The organism is Bacteroides sp. Marseille-P8574 (genome assembly GCF_902825465.1).
GTDB lineage: Bacteria > Bacteroidota > Bacteroidia > Bacteroidales > Bacteroidaceae > Bacteroides > Bacteroides uniformis.
Genome location: NZ_CADEBE010000001.1, coordinates 1,776,657 through 1,794,844 on the forward strand (window position 1 = coordinate 1,776,657; position 18,188 = coordinate 1,794,844).

Genomic DNA, 18,188 nt, shown 5'->3' on the forward strand with positions numbered 1-18,188 from the left:
AATACCCTTTAATATATCAGTATCTAACGATCTTTACTTATCGTGTACCAGGAGTTCCAGAGTTAGGAGCTACAGTAATCTCATAAACATTGATGAGAGTTTTCCACTTATAACCGTATTCAACCGGGATAAACAGCTTATAAGCTTTGTTAACCGGAGTACCGCTATAGTTGTAATAAGTCAAGACTTTTTCTTTGTCACCGTCACCATCGATATCTTTTTCTTCATATCTGATTTCAATGTTTGCAGGCAACTTACCATTTGTATAACCTTCTTCTGGTTCCAAGTTACCGTCAGTCAGTTTCAAGTTAGTCTTGATCTTAGTAACATCCAGAATATTGTCAGAACCAGCCTTCAACGGCCAAACAGCTTCTCTTACTTGATAGAAGTCATACAATGCTTTTGGCAGACCAGTTGTGTTTTCCACAATCTGCTTGTTGTCATTCCAAGAGTAGTAAGTGAATGCACCAGTTACATCAATTGAGCTACCTTCGTTCTTGGCGTCAACGAAGTTGTCGATTTCGCCCTTCTTAACTTGCAACGGCTCAATAATATTTGCTTCGTATTGCTTAACAATGCCTACATTCTTTGCATTATTGCAGAGATCAGCAACCAAGTTGATGGGAACCATCTTACCAACCAATGCCTTAGCAGCTTCTGTCGGTTGATTAGTGAAATCTGTAACAGCATGATCAGGAACAGCTTCTTGCAACTTGATGTTGTACGTCAGCTCGTCTGCGTTCAAAAGGTTAGCCTTGTGATTTACGATTGTTGCTGCTAATTCTCCCTTAATCCACAATTCTGTATCATTGTTTCTCAACTCAGCCTTCACTTCAGTACCATCGTTCCAAATATAAGTATAGTTGGCGATTCTTGCCTTATCGAATACGAATCTTACGCCTTCTTCTGCATAGTAAATGCCGTTAGCATTTTCAGGCATAGTGTGGTCAGGTTGCATCGGACCAAAAGCAGGATAATAGAACTTCGTATTAGCTACATTCTTATCTGTATAATAGATAGCGCCAGCAGCACCTTCAGTAGGTTTCACACCTCTGTCATCCAAGAAACCGTTCAACAAGTCAGTATAGATGTTACATGTCGGGTTAGTACCGTCAACAACATTCCATGCCGGATTAGATTCTTTGGTTCCATAAACGATCGGGTTGATGTTGAATATCTTATATTCCTTTTCACCTTTCCAGTATGTACCCATGTGGCCCCATACATTCAAAGCAGGCATATAGACAGTTCTTGTCATTACAACGGTAATATCAGCATTGATACCCTTAGGATCTTTGTAGATAACAGTCTTCGTGAACGTCTTCTCTTGCTGACCAGGCCAGAACACACCAAGATCTTCTTCGTTTAATGTCCACAAAATATTGTGAGACTCAACGCCTTCTTCCGGATCTTTCAAATCTTCAGCTGTACCAGCTCCCTCACCTACAATGAATTCAGTATAGATAGCATGGAATTCGTTCTTTGTCATACCACCTTCTTTAGCCTTGTCGTAAATCATGGTATTCATCATTTCTGTATCGACAAGGTTCTTAACTGTACAAGAGAACAATACCGGGTTGAACGGAACTGCCAGTTCTTTTCCTTCCATTGTCCATTTAACCTTCAAGTAACGTTGAGCAACCAATGCATTGCCATTTACAGAGTCGATCAATTCTACGCAAACAATAGGCTCACGACCTACGGCTGTTGCAGATCCAGGGATGTCATATACTTTAGCAGACATTTTACCATTCATCGGAGAATCGATTTCTGCAAATTTTTGTTGGTCAGTCTTGTTGTCATTGTCGTTTTCAGGAATATAAGCGGCTTCTGCCAGACGGAAACGGAATGTCAGACCATAGTCCTTGTAGTCTACCAAATCCTCATGTGCGGCATGATCATTGGCTTTGTCACTAACACAAACTTTTACCAATTTCTTTAAATCAAGAGGTTGGTCATAAGCTTGGTAATAGTCAACTAAAGCATTTGCATTTGATTCATACAGACATACTGAGTCATGATAGTGAACATAGAAATCACCGTTTCCATCATTCTGTATTTCGTCTGCGAATTCACCTGTTATGGTTTTTCCAAAATCAGTTCTGCTGTTAGCCAAATACGGCAATTTGATAAGCTCTTCAATACGAGCATATTCAGAGTTTACATAAACGCCATCAATAGTACCAGCTTCAACATCCTTAGCTTCGTCTTCTGTATAGTTTTCTGCAGAAATAGGAGCTTTCAAAGAAGCCATATAGAATTTCTCCTTATTGCCTTCCTTAGTGGTAGAGAGCTGTTGACCTAAGAAATCAGAATGTTTTTTGAATGTAACTTCCAGTACACCTTCCTTGTCAATATTGTGACCTGTAACTTCGATCGGGCTATTGTTTGTAATTGTTGTACCGTCAGCATTCTTTGTCATTATATTTTCAGACTTGATGCAGTCAAATGACGGAGTCAGGATATCTTGAGTACGAACACCTACACTCGGGCTTACATGGAAATAAGCCTTATTCTTCTCAGTAGCGATGTAACGGGCTGTACCGGCATCTTTGTGGTCTAACACAGGACGGTTAGTGTGGCCCGAAGGATCAGACGTATGTGTAGGCATTGCCTCATACTTCTGAGGAGTATACTGCAAAGTGGTAAAAGTCATAGCAGCAATACCGTTGATATGCTGAGTCGGGATCAGAGCTAGACTAGTCAGACGGTGTCCAATCAATTTAACCACCTCAGCGGTCAGGGCATCAACCTTTGCAGCCAAAGCTTGTAATTTTTCGTCTGTAACGAAGCCTCCTTCAAGCTCTTTCTTTAAATCTGCAATTTTCTTGTCCACAGTCTCCAATGAGGCCATTTTGTCAATTTGCTTCTGCAAGTCTGCCTGCGCTTTCTCCAGAGCGGCTTTTAAGGCTGCAATTTCTTCAGAAGAAGATCCACCTTGTCCTGCTTTGTCCAATGCTTCTTTAGCTTTGTCCAGTGCTTCTTGTGCTGCTGTTTTAGCATTAGAAGCTTCAGTTTTGGCTTCAGCGATAGAAGTCTCCAAAGCACTTACTTTAGAGTTCAATTCATCAAGTGAAGCTTTCTTGTCCAGTTGTCCCTGCAAGTCCTTGATGTCATCATCATAGTCCTTACAAGACGTGAACGTTCCTGCAGTACCAGCCATTAAGGCACTGAACAGGATCACACTTAGAAACTTTTTGTTCATAATTGAAAACTTTAAATTTATAAATTTAAAAAAATAAAAAGTGAATAATCTCGCATATTTGGTATTACTTTCTCTTATTTTTTTGTTAAAATTTTCCGTTACTTCGCAGGTAACGGAGGAATTTTCCGTGCAAACATAATCGTTTTTCTATAAATGAGCAAATAATAATGCTGTTTTTTTATAATTAATCGAAAAATCTGCATTTAAGCGCACTTTTTTGTTAATGGAATTGTTGTTGCCCCAGCTATTAGCGTATTTGTACGTGTGTTCTGTATTACAGAGGAGTTACCCTTATACATATTATAAATAAGAAATGTATAATTAAAATTGAAGATGAAAGAGATTACCTTACAAGAAATGCTGTCAACTATTATTGGAGAGCTTCGGAAAAATGGAAGATGGGGAACAGCCCATATTTACCAATCCACATTGAATGTGTTTTCCGTATTCAACAACTATCAGAATTTGCATCTGCGCAAACTGAATTCAGTGGTTTTAAAACGTTTTGAAATGTACCTGCGCCAACGGGATTGTAGTTGGAATACCGTTTCCACCTATATGAAAGTCATCCGTTCGGCTTATAACCGAGCTGTAGATTTACGATATGTCCGTTATATTCCCAGGTTGTTTGAACATGTGTATACGGGAACTAAAGCGGACAAGAAAAGAGCATTGGAAGCTTCGGATATAGGAGCTTTAGTTTGCGAGACAGAGATGGATTTGTCCAAAAGGATTCCCTCCTCGAGACTTCAAAAAGCAAAAATGCTATTCGTGTTTATGTTTATGATGCGTGGTCTTCCGTTTGTCGATTTGGCTTTTTTGCGTAAGAAAGACTTGCAAGGTAACGTATTATCCTATCGTAGAAGAAAAACTGGTCACACCTTGCGGGTACTTCTGTCCCCTGAAGCCTTGCAGTTGGTACGCATGGTGTCCAATAAGGACGAAAACTCACCTTATTTATTTCCAATATTACATAGCAAGGAGGGTACCGAAGCGGCTTATAAAGAGTATCAATCAGCTCTGAGACGTTTTAACTATCAGTTATCAACTTTAAAAACACATTTAAACATGAGTTCACATCTTAGCTCGTATTCGGCAAGACACACATGGGCTACAATGGCATATTATTGCGAGATTCACCCTGGAATTATTTCCGAAGCGATGGGACACTCATCGATAAATGTTACTGAAACCTATCTCAAACCCTTCAACGACAAGAAGATTGATGAGGCAAATGAGAAGGTAATTTCTTTTGTGAAAAGCAATGGAATTTCGGCATAGTTTTTTTGCTTTTTATTGATAGAATAGTCTAAATATGTACTTATTTATTCCTCCCGCAAGAGACTTCTCTTGAAGGGAAGGATCGCCTTGTTTGTTTCTCAACCACCTTTTCTTATGTCAAAGTACTACAAAATAAGACTTTATATTTTCCCCTGTCTTGCAAACCTTTTGAGTCTCTTTCACCTCAATCTTATTTCTTAGTCCTATTATAAGAATTCCACCTATAAGCCCCTCCTTATCTTTATTCATTTAAAATATTATAAACAATTATAGATGTATCGAAACTGTATTAAACATATTTTTATACAATTGATTAAATATAGATTCCCGTTACCTGCGAAGTAACGGAAAAAATCATATATAAAAATGTGAGGAAAAATACTGTAATCGTAGATTTTATTATTTTTCATTTTTTAAATTTATAAATTTAAAGTTTTCATTATGAACAAAAAGTTTTTAAGTGTAATCTTGTTTGGGGCCTTGATGACGGCTACTACAAGTACGTTCACGTCTTGCAAGGACTATGATGATGACATCGATAATTTGCAGGAGCAATTGGACAAAAAAGCTACAGCTGAAGACTTGAATAGCAAAGTAAGCGCATTGGAAAGTGAAATTGCTGCTGCTAAGTCAAGTGCAGAAGATGCAGCGAAAAAAGCTCAAGAAGCTTTAGATAAAGCTACAGGAGCTGGTACTGTTACAGATGCTGACTTGGAAGCTCTAAAAACTGATTTAGAAGCTAAAATAGCTAAGTTAGCAGCTTTAAAAGATGTTGAGGAACAAATTGCCAACCTTAAATCTGAACTGACCAATGCTATTGCAGGTAAAGCAAGTCAAGAAGAATTGAAGGCTCTTGCAGAAAAGGTGGCTAAATTACAAAATGAGGCATTAAATCTGATCGGCCGTCAATTGACTAGTTTAGTGTTTAAGCCTGATTTCTACTATCAAGGTATTGAAGCTATGTCTGCGTCTACATTTGCATATAATGCTTTGACATTGAAAGTTGTTAATGCTGATGCGGATTTTTCTAAAGATGCGGCAACAATTGCAGCTACGCTGTCTTATTTGACTCCAGGATTGACTGCAGATTATCACATGAATCCGTCTACTGTAGATATAAATAATATCGCAGAACTGACATTTATCTCCGATGATAAGAAATACACTAAAGCTGCAGGTGCAGTAGTGAAAGCTGAAGTTATTGGTAAAAGCTTAGCTCCAAACCAACCAGGTGTTTTGAGAGTAAAAGCAAAATTGACTGACGGTAGCATTAAAGACATTGACAAAGATGGACTCGTAACAGTATTGGCTTTGCAAGCTCATTATAAAGATGCCAAAGTAGATACTATAATTACTTCTGATTACGCTGCTGTAAAAGCGCAAGAAATCAAAGATTTAGTATTGGCAAACGCAAAAGTACAACCTAATCATGCTGACGGAGAAGGTCACTTGTATACGACTGCTGCTGAAGCTATTCAGAATGAACCTCAAATTCAAGTTGCATGGAACAGCGAAGGTGTAGATGTTGCTGAATATATTCAAACACACTATACAACAACTACCAATAAAGATATCGCTTGGGATAAAAATGCAAATGAAGGTCTTGTTGAGAAAGATGGTTTCAAGTATATTTATGAATTGGTAGGTTATTTTGCCGGACAAAATGAGACTTCAGAAAGTGCCCATGCAAATTGGAAGGGTGCTATATTGAGACCTCAAATAACCAAAGGTGGTAAGCAACAGGCATTTGGTGCTGAACAAAGCAAAGCAACCATAGGTCGTATGCCGTTGATTCGTGTCATCTTGAAAGATACTGTACAGAACCAAAATGTAGCCGTTGGTTATATTAAAGCTGAAATTACAACAACTCCGGAAGAGAATGAAATTACTGTTATTGATCCGTTCAACTTTACTGAAGGATATACCGTTAATTGCTCTGAAGATAATTTGATTAAGAAATTAACTTGGGATCAAGTGGAAGAACAAATTTTAGCTAAACTTGATATTTCTAAGGAAGAGTTTGAAAATACTTACAAACTTGACGCTACGGATAGCGATGCAAAGCAATTCACTGGGGCAAGTGCAGATGCAGTAGAAGTTGCGAAGAAGATTGGGGTAGTTTCTAAAACAACTGCTGATACGGAAGGCCATATGACAGAAGTATTGCAGTGGACAATAGGAGCTAATGACGCTTATGAACTTTTCACAGAAAAAGCAAGTATAAATGCTGTCGTTCGTTTTGTTAAGGAGAATAGCAATAAAACTGCACACTATGTGTATGTAACATTCAACTGGACACCGAGTCCACGCAATGTTACTCCAGCTGGTACTATTGCCAATACTACAAAACTTGACTATGCTTGGTTTGCAAGTGGTAGTACAGAAGCTAAGAGCGGTTATGATGAAATCCATCAGAACGTAAAAGTACCCAATAAGGGTGAAGGCGCAGATAAGTGTACTTATGTAAATGACCTTTTGAATGTATTTGAAGGCAATAAGGTTACTATCAGTGGAGTAGATGCAGTTTATGCAGATTTCCAAGATAATAAATTAACTAAAACATTCCAGTTCGTTACTCCGCGCATAAAGGATGTTTATGGCGTTTCTAAACATAACAAGTACAGATTATCTGTTTCTACGGATGGATTAACTTTATCTGCAACTAAGTTGGAGAACAATCAACCAACCGGAGCTTCTCAAAAGATAGCAGTAATTAGCAATACTGCTGTGACATATCAAGAAACTGATTACGCAAAAGATATCTTGAACTATGCTGGTCGCACTGAAATGAAAGATGGTGAAACTCTTTGCGGTCGTGTTAAAGTTGTTGCAACAAACGAATGCAAAAAGGACTTGAAATTGAGCAATTATGAATTTGATGTGAAATTTATACGCCCTATTAATGTAACTTCTAAGGATAATGAAGGCTTGAAAGATGCTATTAATGACGGTGACAAGCTTGACTTCAGCAAGGTATTAGCATTTACGGACTGGCGTAATAACAAGGAACAAAATGAGTTCAGTCCGGAAGGATATAACTACTATATTTACTATGGAGTTGAGAAGATTGAAGTAGATGAAGCTAATATCACAACTAATTTGAATGGTGGAACATTGGGTGAAACGTTATTGAGCTCTAAGAGTAATAAGATTAAAATAACATATACTCCGTCTACAGAGTCTATTGATGGTACACATATGGGTATCCTGAACTATAAGAACAATGGTAATGAAGTTGGTAGCTACCAAATTCAAGTTCCTGTAAAAGTAACTTATAAATGGGGTGTTATTGAAGTTAATATTGTTATTGATGTTCACGGAACTGTCTAATCATTAGATTAAATAGAAATCTCCAATAGAAAGAGTGCCTTCAAAAGAGGGCACTCTTTTTAATCTATAAAGACGTCTACATATTGAAATTATGTGGTCAGTTCACTTGGAGTGAAGTGAAGAAGCTATTTCTCTTTCATTTTTTCGCTATATATTTTAATATAGCTCCAGCCTATTGATACCAATCATAATAATATGCCTCCAAAATCACCTAACAAAAGTAGATAAAAGAATGAAAACGATAAAGTCTTTAAGTATACTGTTGTATGTACTTGTTTTGATGACAGCTTGTAAACAAGAAAAGAAAAGAGTAGGAAGTATTGCCCCCAAAACATCCTCTATCATGGTACTCTCACAGCGAGATACAACAACTGTGACTGAGCTTGTAAACCGATTCATGACTTTAGCCCAAAATAAAGAGTATGCCGAAGCTGTAGCCATGCTATACAAAATGGATGCTAAAATTCCTAATCAAGCACCAGAACCTTTAGATAATGAAGACATGCAACATATTAAAACATTATTTGAACTCTTTCCTATCTATAGATATAAAATTGATAATATACAATTTAAAGAAGCTGAAGATAATGAAGTAAGATGCACCGTTTACTTTACCGAAACTAGAAAGACCAATTGGTACTTTAAACCAGTACGCTATCTAGGGAATTGGAAATTATGCATGAAAGATTCAGGAATGGGTGATAAAGCCATCTGATAAACTTTTCAATTCCCATCAAAGACGGCAGACAGCCTAGTCGCGAAGCCGCTACCCCACTCCACAATGATGCACCTGCCCCAGTAGATGTAATTGTAGAAAAGTAATCAAAAACGCAAGAAAGGCCCTCCTTTTGTAGGAGAGCCTTTCTTATATTATATTCCACAAATCGTTTTACTACATTTAGAAAAGATACGCCGCAGACACCTGCCAAGTCTTATTCTTGGCACCGATGGCATCACCCGCATTCTTCCACGTAAATGAGTCGCCCATCGGGAGCTGATAGGTCACTCCAACCTGGAGATGCTTCAGCAGCTTCACACCGGCACCCAAATTAAGTGCCACTTGAGCCTTCTTACGGTCTACGTAGTCTTTCTTCTTAAAATCGAAGAAGAAATCGGGACCGGCTGCCACATAAATACCCAACAAACTACCCAAGCCAATGGTATATTTCAGATTTACGGGTACTTCCAGTCCTGTCTGCTTCACCTCGTCCTTGCCGCGCTGAGAGAACAGCAAAGCCCCATCGATACCCAAACCTACAATGGGAATGGTAAACTCAGCCATCGGACCAATAAAGAAACCGGTAGAATTATCCTTGTTTCCCTTATATCCGCCATCCCAATCTATTTTCGTCATATTCACACCACCCTTAACACCCCACTTCAATAGTTGGGCCTGAACAGGCATAGCCATAAGCATACAGCATACAGCTATCATGAAAGCACTAAAAATCTTTTTCATAATCAATTGTATTTAATATTACGGGACAAATATATGCAAATTCTTCCTAAAGAAACAACATATGTCAGCATTTGTTCATTTACGAGAACAATGAATCACAAAACACATTACCTTTGCAACATAAATCAAGGAAAATGTCACGCTGACAAAATAAAAACTATGATAGAAATCAGAAAGACACTACCCACAGAACTGGAAGTCCTTATGGACATCTTTGAGCAGGCCAAGCGCATCATGCGGAAAGATGGCAACATGCACCAATGGACGGGCAACTATCCCTCCCGCGAACTCGTCATGGCAGACATCGAACAAGGCAACAGTTACGTATGCACCGACGATACCGGAGAAATCATCGGGACTTTCGCCTTTATCCGTGGAAACGACCCTACATATGCACATATCCACGAAGGAGAATGGCTGGAAAACACACAGCCTTACGGAGTCATCCACCGGCTGGCAAGCACAGAGCACAGCAAAGGAGTGGCCAATGCCTGCCTGCAATGGTGCTACGAACAAATCCCCAACCTACGTGCAGATACCCACCGAGACAACCGCATCCTGCAATACATACTGAAGAAACATGGTTTCCAGTATTGCGGCATCATTTTTCTGGCCAATGGGGACGAACGGCTGGCATTCCAGAAAACAGAACGATAGCTTACGCAAACTTCACCTTCAAGTCGTCCACTCCCATTCCCGTAAAATAATCCTCGATAAAGTCCCAACGCTGTTCATCCGTCAGTTTATCCGTTCCAAAGAAGAAGGAGAATAAATCTATCTGTTCCTGGAATACCTGCTCGTTGGTGTCCAGAATCAGATTGCGGTAATCATCGCCAAGCGCAAGTTCCTGCAGAGTTTCGGGGTCATTGAAACGGACAAATACGCAAGGCGTACCGCCCCCCTCCACACTGAACGAAAGGCAGTCGAGCATAGAAAGCAGATTAAGCAGCATATTCAAGTCCGAGAAAGGAGTGCAATAAAACAGCAGGCGGTCTCCCTTACTGCCCACTATACGTTGGCTAAACATTTTTTGATAGCGCGACAAAAGCAAATCAAAGCCTTTGGTCACCGTAAAAGAGAGTTCATTGGAATCCTTCTTTTTCACGCTGCTGATATAGCTTACACTGCGGCCTTCCTCCGTGCGACTCTCCAGCAGAGAACCGATAAAGCGTTTGGCAGAGCGCACGTCCATGCCATGCTCGGCAAAGACAGCCCGCAGTTCTTCTTCATCAAAACGTCCTTTCGACTTTATCAATGCCGTTTTCAGCATCGTTGTCAAGCTCTTGAACAAGGCATCCATCCGTTCACGGATGACGGAGGCATCTTCCTTCAACAGCACCTCATGCTTGCCTACAGACACGGCACGGGCTCCCTCCCACAACGTTCCATTATTCAGTTTCTGTTTGAACTCCTTGTAGCCAAGCTCCGGGAAACGCTCTTCCCAAAGCGCTTCCAGACGTGCGACGTAAACCCCGTCCTCCCCTTCTACCTTTGTCAGATAGCTCTGGAATTCACGGGCAAAGACATCACCCGTCTTGTCCTGGACATATCCTTCTGTCAACAGATTCTTGGGGCTGATTTCAAGCAGATGCCTTCCATAACGCTGCATCAAATCGTCTTCCAGCCAAAGCAAGGCGGTCTTGATGAGCTGTCCCAACTCTGCTTCATACTCCAACTTGTTCTTTGTACGCGGCAGTTTCACCACAAACTCGAAATCAGACAAAGACACCATGATTTCCGGTTTTTCCCCTTTCATGCGGTACACTTCCATGAGCTTTCTCAGAATAAGCACCAGCTGTTCCTGGGCAATGTTCCCCGTCTGATGCAGACGCTTCATATAATAGAAGTCACGCTCATGGTAGTCGGTAGCGGCAATACCCTGTATCTCCGTATCACGCGCGGCACGCCCTATCTCCTGAATATAGTCGACAAACGTACTGGATGGCGCCACATGATATACACGGTCTATATCACTGATATCTACTCCCATACCAAAGGCTTTCGTAGCCACAATCAGTTTCTTGGTTCCTTCCTTGAACTCCTGCACAATGGCAGCTTTCTGTTCCTTGTCCTTCTTGCCATAATAGGAGGCGACCAGACGCCAGTCTGCCGGCTTCACCCACGTCTTCAAGCGCATGTCGATGCCACCCGCAAAAGGATAATAGAGCAGTGTCTTGTGACCGTCCAGGAAGTTTTCGACCCGCGCAGCAACTACGCGCTGCTTTGCCTTGTCATATGTCTCCCCGTCCTCCATCTCCATCTGATGGATGTCAAAGCCAATATTCCGGCGCTTCACCGTACCTACATAAAGCACACAAGGCTCCATCTGCAAAGAACGGATAGTCTCGAATATCATGTCATTACCCCCTTTCGGGTTCCAGACAGCCGTAGCAGTCAATGCAAACAACGGGAAACTATAACCGAGAGTCTGTTTCAGCGTATTCAAGTAACGTCCCAAGAACCAATAGTCCACACGGAACTCCTTGCCCCATGTCGTTACCGTATGTGCCTCATCGACCACTACCAGACCGATGCGGCGTTCGCCTACAAAATGCTTGATGTCGTAAGAGAGAAGCAATTCCGGCGAGAGATAGAACAAATCAATCTCCCCCTCACGCACCTGCCGATAAACCTCCATCTTCTGTTCCGGCGATAAATCGGACGAGGCATATGCCACACGCATATACCCCAGTTCTTGCAGACTTTCCACCTGGTCTACAATCAACGCCTTCAAAGGGGAGACCACGATGGTAAGCAGATTATATTCTTTCCCCAGATAGATAGCAGGAAGCTGGAACAACATGGATTTTCCGGAACCGGTAGGGGCAGTCAACAATATATTGTCTATCTTCGTTTCACCTTTCCAAGCCTCTTCAGCCTCCAGTATAACGTTCTCTATCAGCTGTCCCTGCGAAATGCAAAGCTTTTCCTTTCCCTTGAACAAATCATCGTAAATCTCAAGATTACGAAACTGTTCGTAGCCGTAAGTCTCCTTTAAAATCGTGTTCACGGCTTCGCGGCAGTTTTCAGGCAGATGCCTTTCCTTCAAATCCGGCAACCGACGTGTTGTTGCTTCTTGTACATCCATTATTATTGTAGGGGGGTATTAAAAGAAAAGAAGTAATTCTTCAACCATAGTTATCGGTCTTGGAATTACTTCTCCCTATGTTTCAAAATATTACCAGACATACCGGTAAGTTTTTTCTTTTAAAGCGTATCAATATTCCTCCTCGTTGAAGAAAAAGTCCTCTTTACTGGGATAATCGGGCCAAATATCTTCTATGCTTTCATAAATCTCGCCTTCATCTTCCATTTCCTGCAGATTCTCAATCACTTCAAGCGGAGCACCCGAACGCATGGCATAATCTATCAATTCATCCTTAGTTGCCGGCCAAGGAGCATCTTCCAGTTTAGATGCTAATTCCAATGTCCAATACATAGTCTCTAGTATTAAAATTGTGAATATTAAGTCCTATTTCTATTTTTCGGCAAAAGTATAACAATTTATTTCACTTGCAACTATTATTCCAAAATATTTCACCTTTTTTGTCGTCTTGATTCATTTTACGGGAAAGGACGAACAAATAATCAGACAAGCGGTTCACGTAAGCCAGTAATTCCGAAGCGATTTCCACCTGCTCGGCCAAAGCAAGAATCCGACGCTCTGCACGGCGGCAAACCGTACGACAAACGTGACAAACTGCCGCACCGCGACTTCCACCGGGAAGAATAAAAGCCGAAAGAGGGGGCAAAAGAGTATCCAAACGGTCTATCTCCCGCTCCACCATTTCCACTTGCTCCGGGCCGATGATACTGGCTTCTTTCAGCTCCATTTTCTCCCGGTCTGTGGCCAGATGAGAGCCTACGGCAAAAAGTCTGTCTTGTACTTGCTGCAGAAAATCCTTATCCTTCCCGTCAGGCAGGTACGTGATGAGAAGACCCAGATTGGAATTCAGTTCATCCACCGTACCATACGCCTCAAGGCGGATATGGGTTTTGGGTACACGGGTTCCACCTACAAGAGAGGTGGTTCCTTTATCTCCGGTTTTAGTGTATATCTTCATAAGGAATTAATGTTTAGGGGTTAGGGATTAATGTTTAGCAGCCAGTAAGTGGAGCTAAGCACTAATCACTAACCGCTAATCACTATTGAAACGCCTAAAGATAATCAAAAGTTGACAATATAGTCTTGTTTTATCTTTGTTTTATCGAAGAATAGGATACCAAGGTCATAAAGGTCGAACGTAATACCCGCCCGCCCGTCCTGCTTCATACGTTTCCAGAGGGCAGACATCTGCGGAGTGTAACGGATACCCTCAATCACAAAAACAGACTTTCCCCTGGTACGGGCGGAACAGATGCGGAAGACCTCCTCTACAAAACCGGGACGACGATAATCGTGCAAATAAAGAAAATCAACGGGAACGCCACTCTCCAGAAAGAGCTCGGAAAGGTCGGAAGCCGAGGTATAATCCGCCCCCTCCTTCCCCGCTTTCAGATAGAGGGCAGAAGCGGCAAGCGTACCGGCATCTACAATGGTCTCCGGCTGGGTATAGTTTACCAGACGGAACAGAAGACGTTTTACTTTCTTCGATTCGTACTTCCAACGTCTATCTTTCTCCAGCTCCAGTTGCTTCTGTGCCTTGGCCAGCTCTTCATATTTATAATAAGCCGTACTTTCATAAATGACATGCGTAATCAGGTTAAAGGCAAAAGGAGAATGTACACCGTAGCCGCAACGGTGCCGAAAACGGTACAGCCAGATAAAAGGCCGTTTTAGAGTAAGCAAAATACGATTCATTATTTTAATGTGCTAATGTACCTTCGAAAGTCACCCCTTCACCCGAAGAATAATTCTCCGTAACAGTCAAGAGTACCTTGTTATCCTCAAAGCGGAGTGTAAGCCCAAGAGCGCTTATCCAGTTAACATAATGTACTTTCAGCTGCAAAGCATCTGGTGACGACCACGCATAACTGCCTGCCACCTGGAAAGGGCCTTCTATACCCTTAAAACGCCCCTTTGCAGCAACCGAATACGGAGGATAGCCATCAATTGCCGCTTTCGACCATTGCTTATAGCCAAACGGAAGACTGTATGTCTTTCCGTCTTTCTCCACCACAGTCATCACTACTTCTTGCTGCTTGAATTGCAGCTCGATGGATTGCCATCCGTATTTGTTCTCTCCGAGCAGGATGCGCTTGCCTGCGTATTTCTGTGAAAGGGAGGAAGCAGCCTTTCCTTGCACCAACGGCAGCTGATAAGAACGCTGTTTCTTCTGCAGGCGCTTGTAGTCCTTACCGGGCGCTAATACCTGGTCACCGACCTCCGGCAACAAGCGGTTCCAGACCAAACGACGCTGCCGACGACCGTCTATCAATGTACATTCGGTAATGACCACTACCATATCCTTATCCGGAACAATCAGAATGTATTGTCCCAAAGCCCCGTCAGCACGTACAGCACCCGGATATTCGCAAAGCCACATCTGATAGCCATAATCTCCTATCTGTCTGGTCATCATCTGCTCCACCCAGGAAGCCGGAAGCAACTGCCTGCCTTCCCAAACACCCCGGTTCAGCAGCAGCAATCCGAATTTTGCCAATGACTCGCTCTGGATATGCAGCCCCCAGCCACCGGTATTGATGCCTTCGGGGCTTAGTTCCCACGCAACGTCCGTGATATGCATTGGGATGAAAAGCTTCTGCTTCAGATAATCCAGCAAGGTCATGCCCGTCACCTTCTGCACAATGGCAGAAAGCATATAGGTACTAATCGAATCATATTCAAACTTCTTGCCCGGAGTTTTCACCGGTTTGGCAAGGAAGGTACGTATCCAGTCGGGAGTGAGATTGCGCATATTCCAGTCGGGAGTGACACCCGATGTCATGGTAAGCAGGTCGCGGACAGTCATGTCTGCCAGATTAGCGGAAACCGAATCCGGAAGAAGCTCCGGGAAGAAAGCACCGACACGGTCTGTCAAGCGCAAGCGGTTGTCTGCAATGGCCAGCCCTACGGCAGCCCCGACAAAGGTCTTGGAGCAGGAATACATGGTATGGCGATATTCCGGTGCGAACGGAGCCGGATAGATTTCTCCGATGACCTTGCCGTGACGCACCACCACCACGCTGTGGATGTCTGTTTTCGGCAATGCCATCAGTGAATCAAACAAGGCAGTGACAGCCTTGGAAGGGACTCCTTCTGCCTCGGGTGTGGAACGTGGCAACTCATTGATTTGTGCATGAACTGCCAACGCTCCCAGCAAGCCGAGAAACAAGAAGAAAAAACGTACTCTATTTTTCATAATTATCTAAGATATTTGTTCTACATGCACTGCAAATGTACAGTATTCGGACGCGAAAGACAAATAACTTGATAATTTTGTCGGAGGGGAACGTTCCTATAAGAAATGTATGGTCACCGCCTCTCCCTTGTTCAAATCCAACGGAAATACCGGTTCTTTGTAAGTATGCGTACGTCCTCCTATCTTCACTTGGGCACGGACGGCGCCTGTGGGCATCTTTAGGATGAATTTACCCGGAACAAGAGCGGTAACAACAGCCCTCGTTGCCCGTCCATCCTTCCAGTCCAGGTCTATGGAAGCACCGCCACGTACGCGCATTCCACGGAAGTTGCCGGTAGTCCAGCTATCCGGCAGGGCAGGAAGCAGATGGATAAAGCCTTCATGACTTTGCAGCAGCATTTCGCCGACTCCCGCCGCGCCACCGTAGTTGCCATCAATCTGAAAAGGAGGATGCGAACAGAACAAATTAGGGAAAGTGCCGCTACCATGACCTCCCGTCGCAGTATCGACAGCAGGATGCAGCAAACTCTTGAAGAGTTTCCAAGCACGGTTTCCGTCGCCCAAACGAGCCCAGAAGTTTATCTTCCAAGCACGGCTCCAACCGGTACCCTCATCTCCACGACGGTTCAAGGTCATCCGGCAGGCTTCGGCAAGCTCAGGGGTGGACTCCGGCGAAATCAGGTTTCCCGGATGCAAGCCGTAGAGATGGGAAACGTGGCGGTGTTGCACATCCACTTCCTTATAGTCTTCCAGCCATTCCTGCAAGTATCCTTCCTTACTGATTTGCATGGGCGGAAACTTCTTCAGGTCTGCCTCAAGCTTCGCCACATAGTCCGCATCACAATCCAGCAGGCGGGCGGCGGTAATGACATTGGTATAAAGCTCGGTAAGCAGTTGCACATCCATAGTGGGACCCATACAAATGCTGACGGGAGTCACGCTGTCACCCGGCACATAGAAGCTGTTTTCCGGAGAAGAAGTGGGAGCAGTTACCAGCCAGCCATGCGAAGGCTCCTGCACGGTGGTGGAACTAAAGAACCGGGCGGCACCTTTCAAGACGGGATAGATACGACGCAGATAATTCTTGTCCTGCGTATACAGATAGTGTTCCCACAAATGGGCACACAACCAAGCGCCACCGGTATTGGTAGCTCCCCAGGAGGGGTGTTCACCGGGAGCGGTATAATTCCATACGTTGGTCATCATGTGGAGTACCCAGCCATCTGCCTCATCGCCATAGAAAGTATGCGCACTTGCTTCTCCCGAAGGGACAAGGCGCTCCATCAACGTTGTCAACGGTTGATAGAGTTCGGAAAGACCGGCTTGTTCCAAAGGCCAGTGGTTCATCTGGATATTGATGTTCGTATGATAGTCCCCGTTCCAAGGAGTCGATACTCCATTTGCCCAGAGTCCTTGCAGATTGGGCGGCAGACTGCCGGGGCGTGTACTGCTGATGAGCAGATAGCGTCCGTAGTTATAGTACAAAGCAGCCAATGCCGGCGACTCCTGCTGTGTGAAGCGGAGGATGCGCTCGTTCGTCGGGAGCGTATCATCCGGCGTGGCAGGAAGCGTCAAGGAAACACGGTCGTAGAGGAAACGGTGGGCAGTGACATGGTTGGATAATGAAGAATGGAAAATGGAACATGGAGAATTAACGGGGGTGGTGAAAGGACGGAGCAAGCTGTCGCAGACTTCCGCATAGCGTTCGCCCGGGAAGTCTGTACCGGCAGCGGCATAGGAGGTAGTGGCAGAAAGTATCAACCAGGCTTCCTGCCCGTTCTTCAAGCAGATACCATTTCCCGGGCTGACAAATGATTCACCACCGTTCTGCACGAGTTGCATCGCCACACGGTATTTCATACCGTCCAAACCGGGTTTACCGCTTTCCAACATGCCGTCCATCAAAAGGGTGTTCCCTTGGACAGTCACCAGGCTATGTTCTGCACGGCTCAAACGGGCAGAGAAGTTCAGAGTCCCTTCATGTCCGGCAACCAGATGAATCAGCATGACATCACGGTCACGGGAAACAAAATACTCACGGCGGTAATCGACATCTTCCAGCCTGAAAGCCGTGTATGCCACCGCATCGCGTAAGTTGAGCCAACGGCGATAGTTGTTTAATGGAGAATTGAGAATGGATAATGAAGAATTGTAGGTAAAATCTATATCCAAATCACCCAATACCTGATAGGTTCCATATCTCCCGTCAGTCTCCTGCTTCTTCGGAACAAAACTGCTGTACATCAGTTCCTGTGCCTCTCGGTTCTTTCCCTCAAACAACAGTTGCCGAATGGCAGGCAGACTCTTCGAGGCATCCGGATTGCTATAATCCGCCTCCATTCCGCTCCATAATGAAATTTCATTCAGCACAATGTGCTCACGGAGAATGCCTCCGTCGGGCATCATGCCCAAGCGTCCGTTACCCAAAGGAAGAGTCTCCTCCCAGATAGCGGCGGGCGATGTATAGTATAGCTGATGATTACAACTGTCGGCAGGCGCATCGGCTGCACGAAGCAGCAACGAGGCTGCAAGCAGAAATAGAGTGGCAAGTGTCTTCATATTGTTTTTTGATTCTGATTTCAGGCTGCAAACTTACCGCATACATTTTGCA

At 43.5% G+C, this 18,188-nt stretch carries 12 protein-coding genes; 4 read left to right on the forward strand and 8 right to left on the reverse strand.

From position 1 onward, the window contains the following. Positions 1-37 precede the first annotated feature (37 nt). A complete protein-coding gene (locus HUX74_RS07795; protein WP_174646455.1) occupies positions 38-3,205 on the reverse strand; it encodes a hypothetical protein in 3,168 nt (1,055 codons plus the stop codon). A gap of 333 nt (positions 3,206-3,538) precedes the next feature. On the opposite strand from HUX74_RS07795, the gene HUX74_RS07800 reads away from it, so the two are divergent. From HUX74_RS07800 to HUX74_RS07810, 3 genes are all read left to right on the forward strand, one after another. Next, a complete protein-coding gene (locus tag HUX74_RS07800) occupies positions 3,539-4,486 on the forward strand; it encodes a site-specific integrase (RefSeq protein ID WP_117964240.1) in 948 nt (315 codons plus the stop codon). A 441-nt stretch (positions 4,487-4,927) separates the two neighbouring features. Continuing rightward, positions 4,928-7,816, forward strand: a complete 2,889-nt coding sequence (locus HUX74_RS07805; RefSeq protein ID WP_174646456.1) for a hypothetical protein — start codon at positions 4,928-4,930, stop codon at positions 7,814-7,816. Positions 7,817-8,048: 232 nt separating this feature from the next. Beyond that, positions 8,049-8,531 carry a hypothetical protein gene (locus HUX74_RS07810; protein ID WP_117964242.1) on the forward strand — a complete coding sequence of 161 codons (483 nt, stop codon included), beginning with the start codon at positions 8,049-8,051 and terminating at the stop codon, positions 8,529-8,531. 183 nt (positions 8,532-8,714) lie between these two features. Here the strand turns inward: HUX74_RS07810 and HUX74_RS07815 are convergent, their stop codons facing one another. After that, positions 8,715-9,275, reverse strand: a complete 561-nt coding sequence (locus HUX74_RS07815) for a porin family protein (RefSeq protein ID WP_117964243.1) — start codon at positions 9,273-9,275, stop codon at positions 8,715-8,717. A 159-nt stretch (positions 9,276-9,434) separates the two neighbouring features. Between HUX74_RS07815 and HUX74_RS07820 the strand changes: the two genes are divergently transcribed. Beyond that, positions 9,435-9,932 (forward strand): GNAT family N-acetyltransferase, encoded by a 498-nt coding sequence (locus HUX74_RS07820; protein WP_117964244.1) that lies wholly within the window; start codon positions 9,435-9,437, stop codon positions 9,930-9,932. A 1-nt stretch (position 9,933) separates the two neighbouring features. Here the strand turns inward: HUX74_RS07820 and HUX74_RS07825 are convergent, their stop codons facing one another. The 6 genes from HUX74_RS07825 to HUX74_RS07850 all read right to left on the reverse strand — a co-directional run bounded on the left by HUX74_RS07825 (position 9,934) and on the right by HUX74_RS07850 (position 18,136). Beyond that, on the reverse strand, positions 9,934-12,363 hold the full coding sequence (locus HUX74_RS07825) for a DEAD/DEAH box helicase (RefSeq protein WP_174646457.1): 2,430 nt from the start codon (positions 12,361-12,363) through the stop codon (positions 9,934-9,936). A 129-nt stretch (positions 12,364-12,492) separates the two neighbouring features. Beyond that, positions 12,493-12,714: a DUF2795 domain-containing protein gene (locus tag HUX74_RS07830; protein WP_002558131.1), complete on the reverse strand. Its 222-nt coding sequence runs from the start codon at positions 12,712-12,714 to the stop codon at positions 12,493-12,495. Positions 12,715-12,784: 70 nt separating this feature from the next. Then, positions 12,785-13,339, reverse strand: coding sequence for a cob(I)yrinic acid a,c-diamide adenosyltransferase (locus HUX74_RS07835; protein ID WP_117964246.1), 555 nt, complete (start codon positions 13,337-13,339; stop codon positions 12,785-12,787). Positions 13,340-13,443: 104 nt separating this feature from the next. Further along, positions 13,444-14,076 (reverse strand): hypothetical protein, encoded by a 633-nt coding sequence (locus HUX74_RS07840; protein ID WP_174646458.1) that lies wholly within the window; start codon positions 14,074-14,076, stop codon positions 13,444-13,446. Between the two features lie 4 nt (positions 14,077-14,080). Further along, positions 14,081-15,577 (reverse strand): 3-succinylated cholic acid synthase, encoded by a 1,497-nt coding sequence (bas-suc, locus tag HUX74_RS07845; protein WP_174646459.1) that lies wholly within the window; start codon positions 15,575-15,577, stop codon positions 14,081-14,083. A 96-nt stretch (positions 15,578-15,673) separates the two neighbouring features. Then, on the reverse strand, positions 15,674-18,136 hold the full coding sequence (locus HUX74_RS07850; protein WP_174646460.1) for a glycoside hydrolase N-terminal domain-containing protein: 2,463 nt from the start codon (positions 18,134-18,136) through the stop codon (positions 15,674-15,676). Positions 18,137-18,188: the final 52 nt, after the last annotated feature.

Excerpts from the sequence above, each read along its gene's own strand:
- HUX74_RS07795 (WP_174646455.1), bottom strand. The coding sequence starts at position 3,205 with ATGAACAAAAAGTTTCTAAGTGTGATCCTGTTCAGTGCCTTAATGGCT.
- HUX74_RS07800 (WP_117964240.1), top strand. The coding sequence starts at position 3,539 with ATGAAAGAGATTACCTTACAAGAAATGCTGTCAACTATTATTGGAGAG.
- HUX74_RS07805 (WP_174646456.1), top strand. The coding sequence starts at position 4,928 with ATGAACAAAAAGTTTTTAAGTGTAATCTTGTTTGGGGCCTTGATGACG.
- HUX74_RS07810 (WP_117964242.1), top strand. The coding sequence starts at position 8,049 with ATGAAAACGATAAAGTCTTTAAGTATACTGTTGTATGTACTTGTTTTG.
- HUX74_RS07815 (WP_117964243.1), bottom strand. The coding sequence starts at position 9,275 with ATGAAAAAGATTTTTAGTGCTTTCATGATAGCTGTATGCTGTATGCTT.
- HUX74_RS07820 (WP_117964244.1), top strand. The coding sequence starts at position 9,435 with ATGATAGAAATCAGAAAGACACTACCCACAGAACTGGAAGTCCTTATG.
- HUX74_RS07825 (WP_174646457.1), bottom strand. The coding sequence starts at position 12,363 with ATGGATGTACAAGAAGCAACAACACGTCGGTTGCCGGATTTGAAGGAA.
- HUX74_RS07830 (WP_002558131.1), bottom strand. The coding sequence starts at position 12,714 with ATGTATTGGACATTGGAATTAGCATCTAAACTGGAAGATGCTCCTTGG.
- HUX74_RS07835 (WP_117964246.1), bottom strand. The coding sequence starts at position 13,339 with ATGAAGATATACACTAAAACCGGAGATAAAGGAACCACCTCTCTTGTA.
- HUX74_RS07840 (WP_174646458.1), bottom strand. The coding sequence starts at position 14,076 with ATGAATCGTATTTTGCTTACTCTAAAACGGCCTTTTATCTGGCTGTAC.
- bas-suc (WP_174646459.1), bottom strand. The coding sequence starts at position 15,577 with ATGAAAAATAGAGTACGTTTTTTCTTCTTGTTTCTCGGCTTGCTGGGA.
- HUX74_RS07850 (WP_174646460.1), bottom strand. The coding sequence starts at position 18,136 with ATGAAGACACTTGCCACTCTATTTCTGCTTGCAGCCTCGTTGCTGCTT.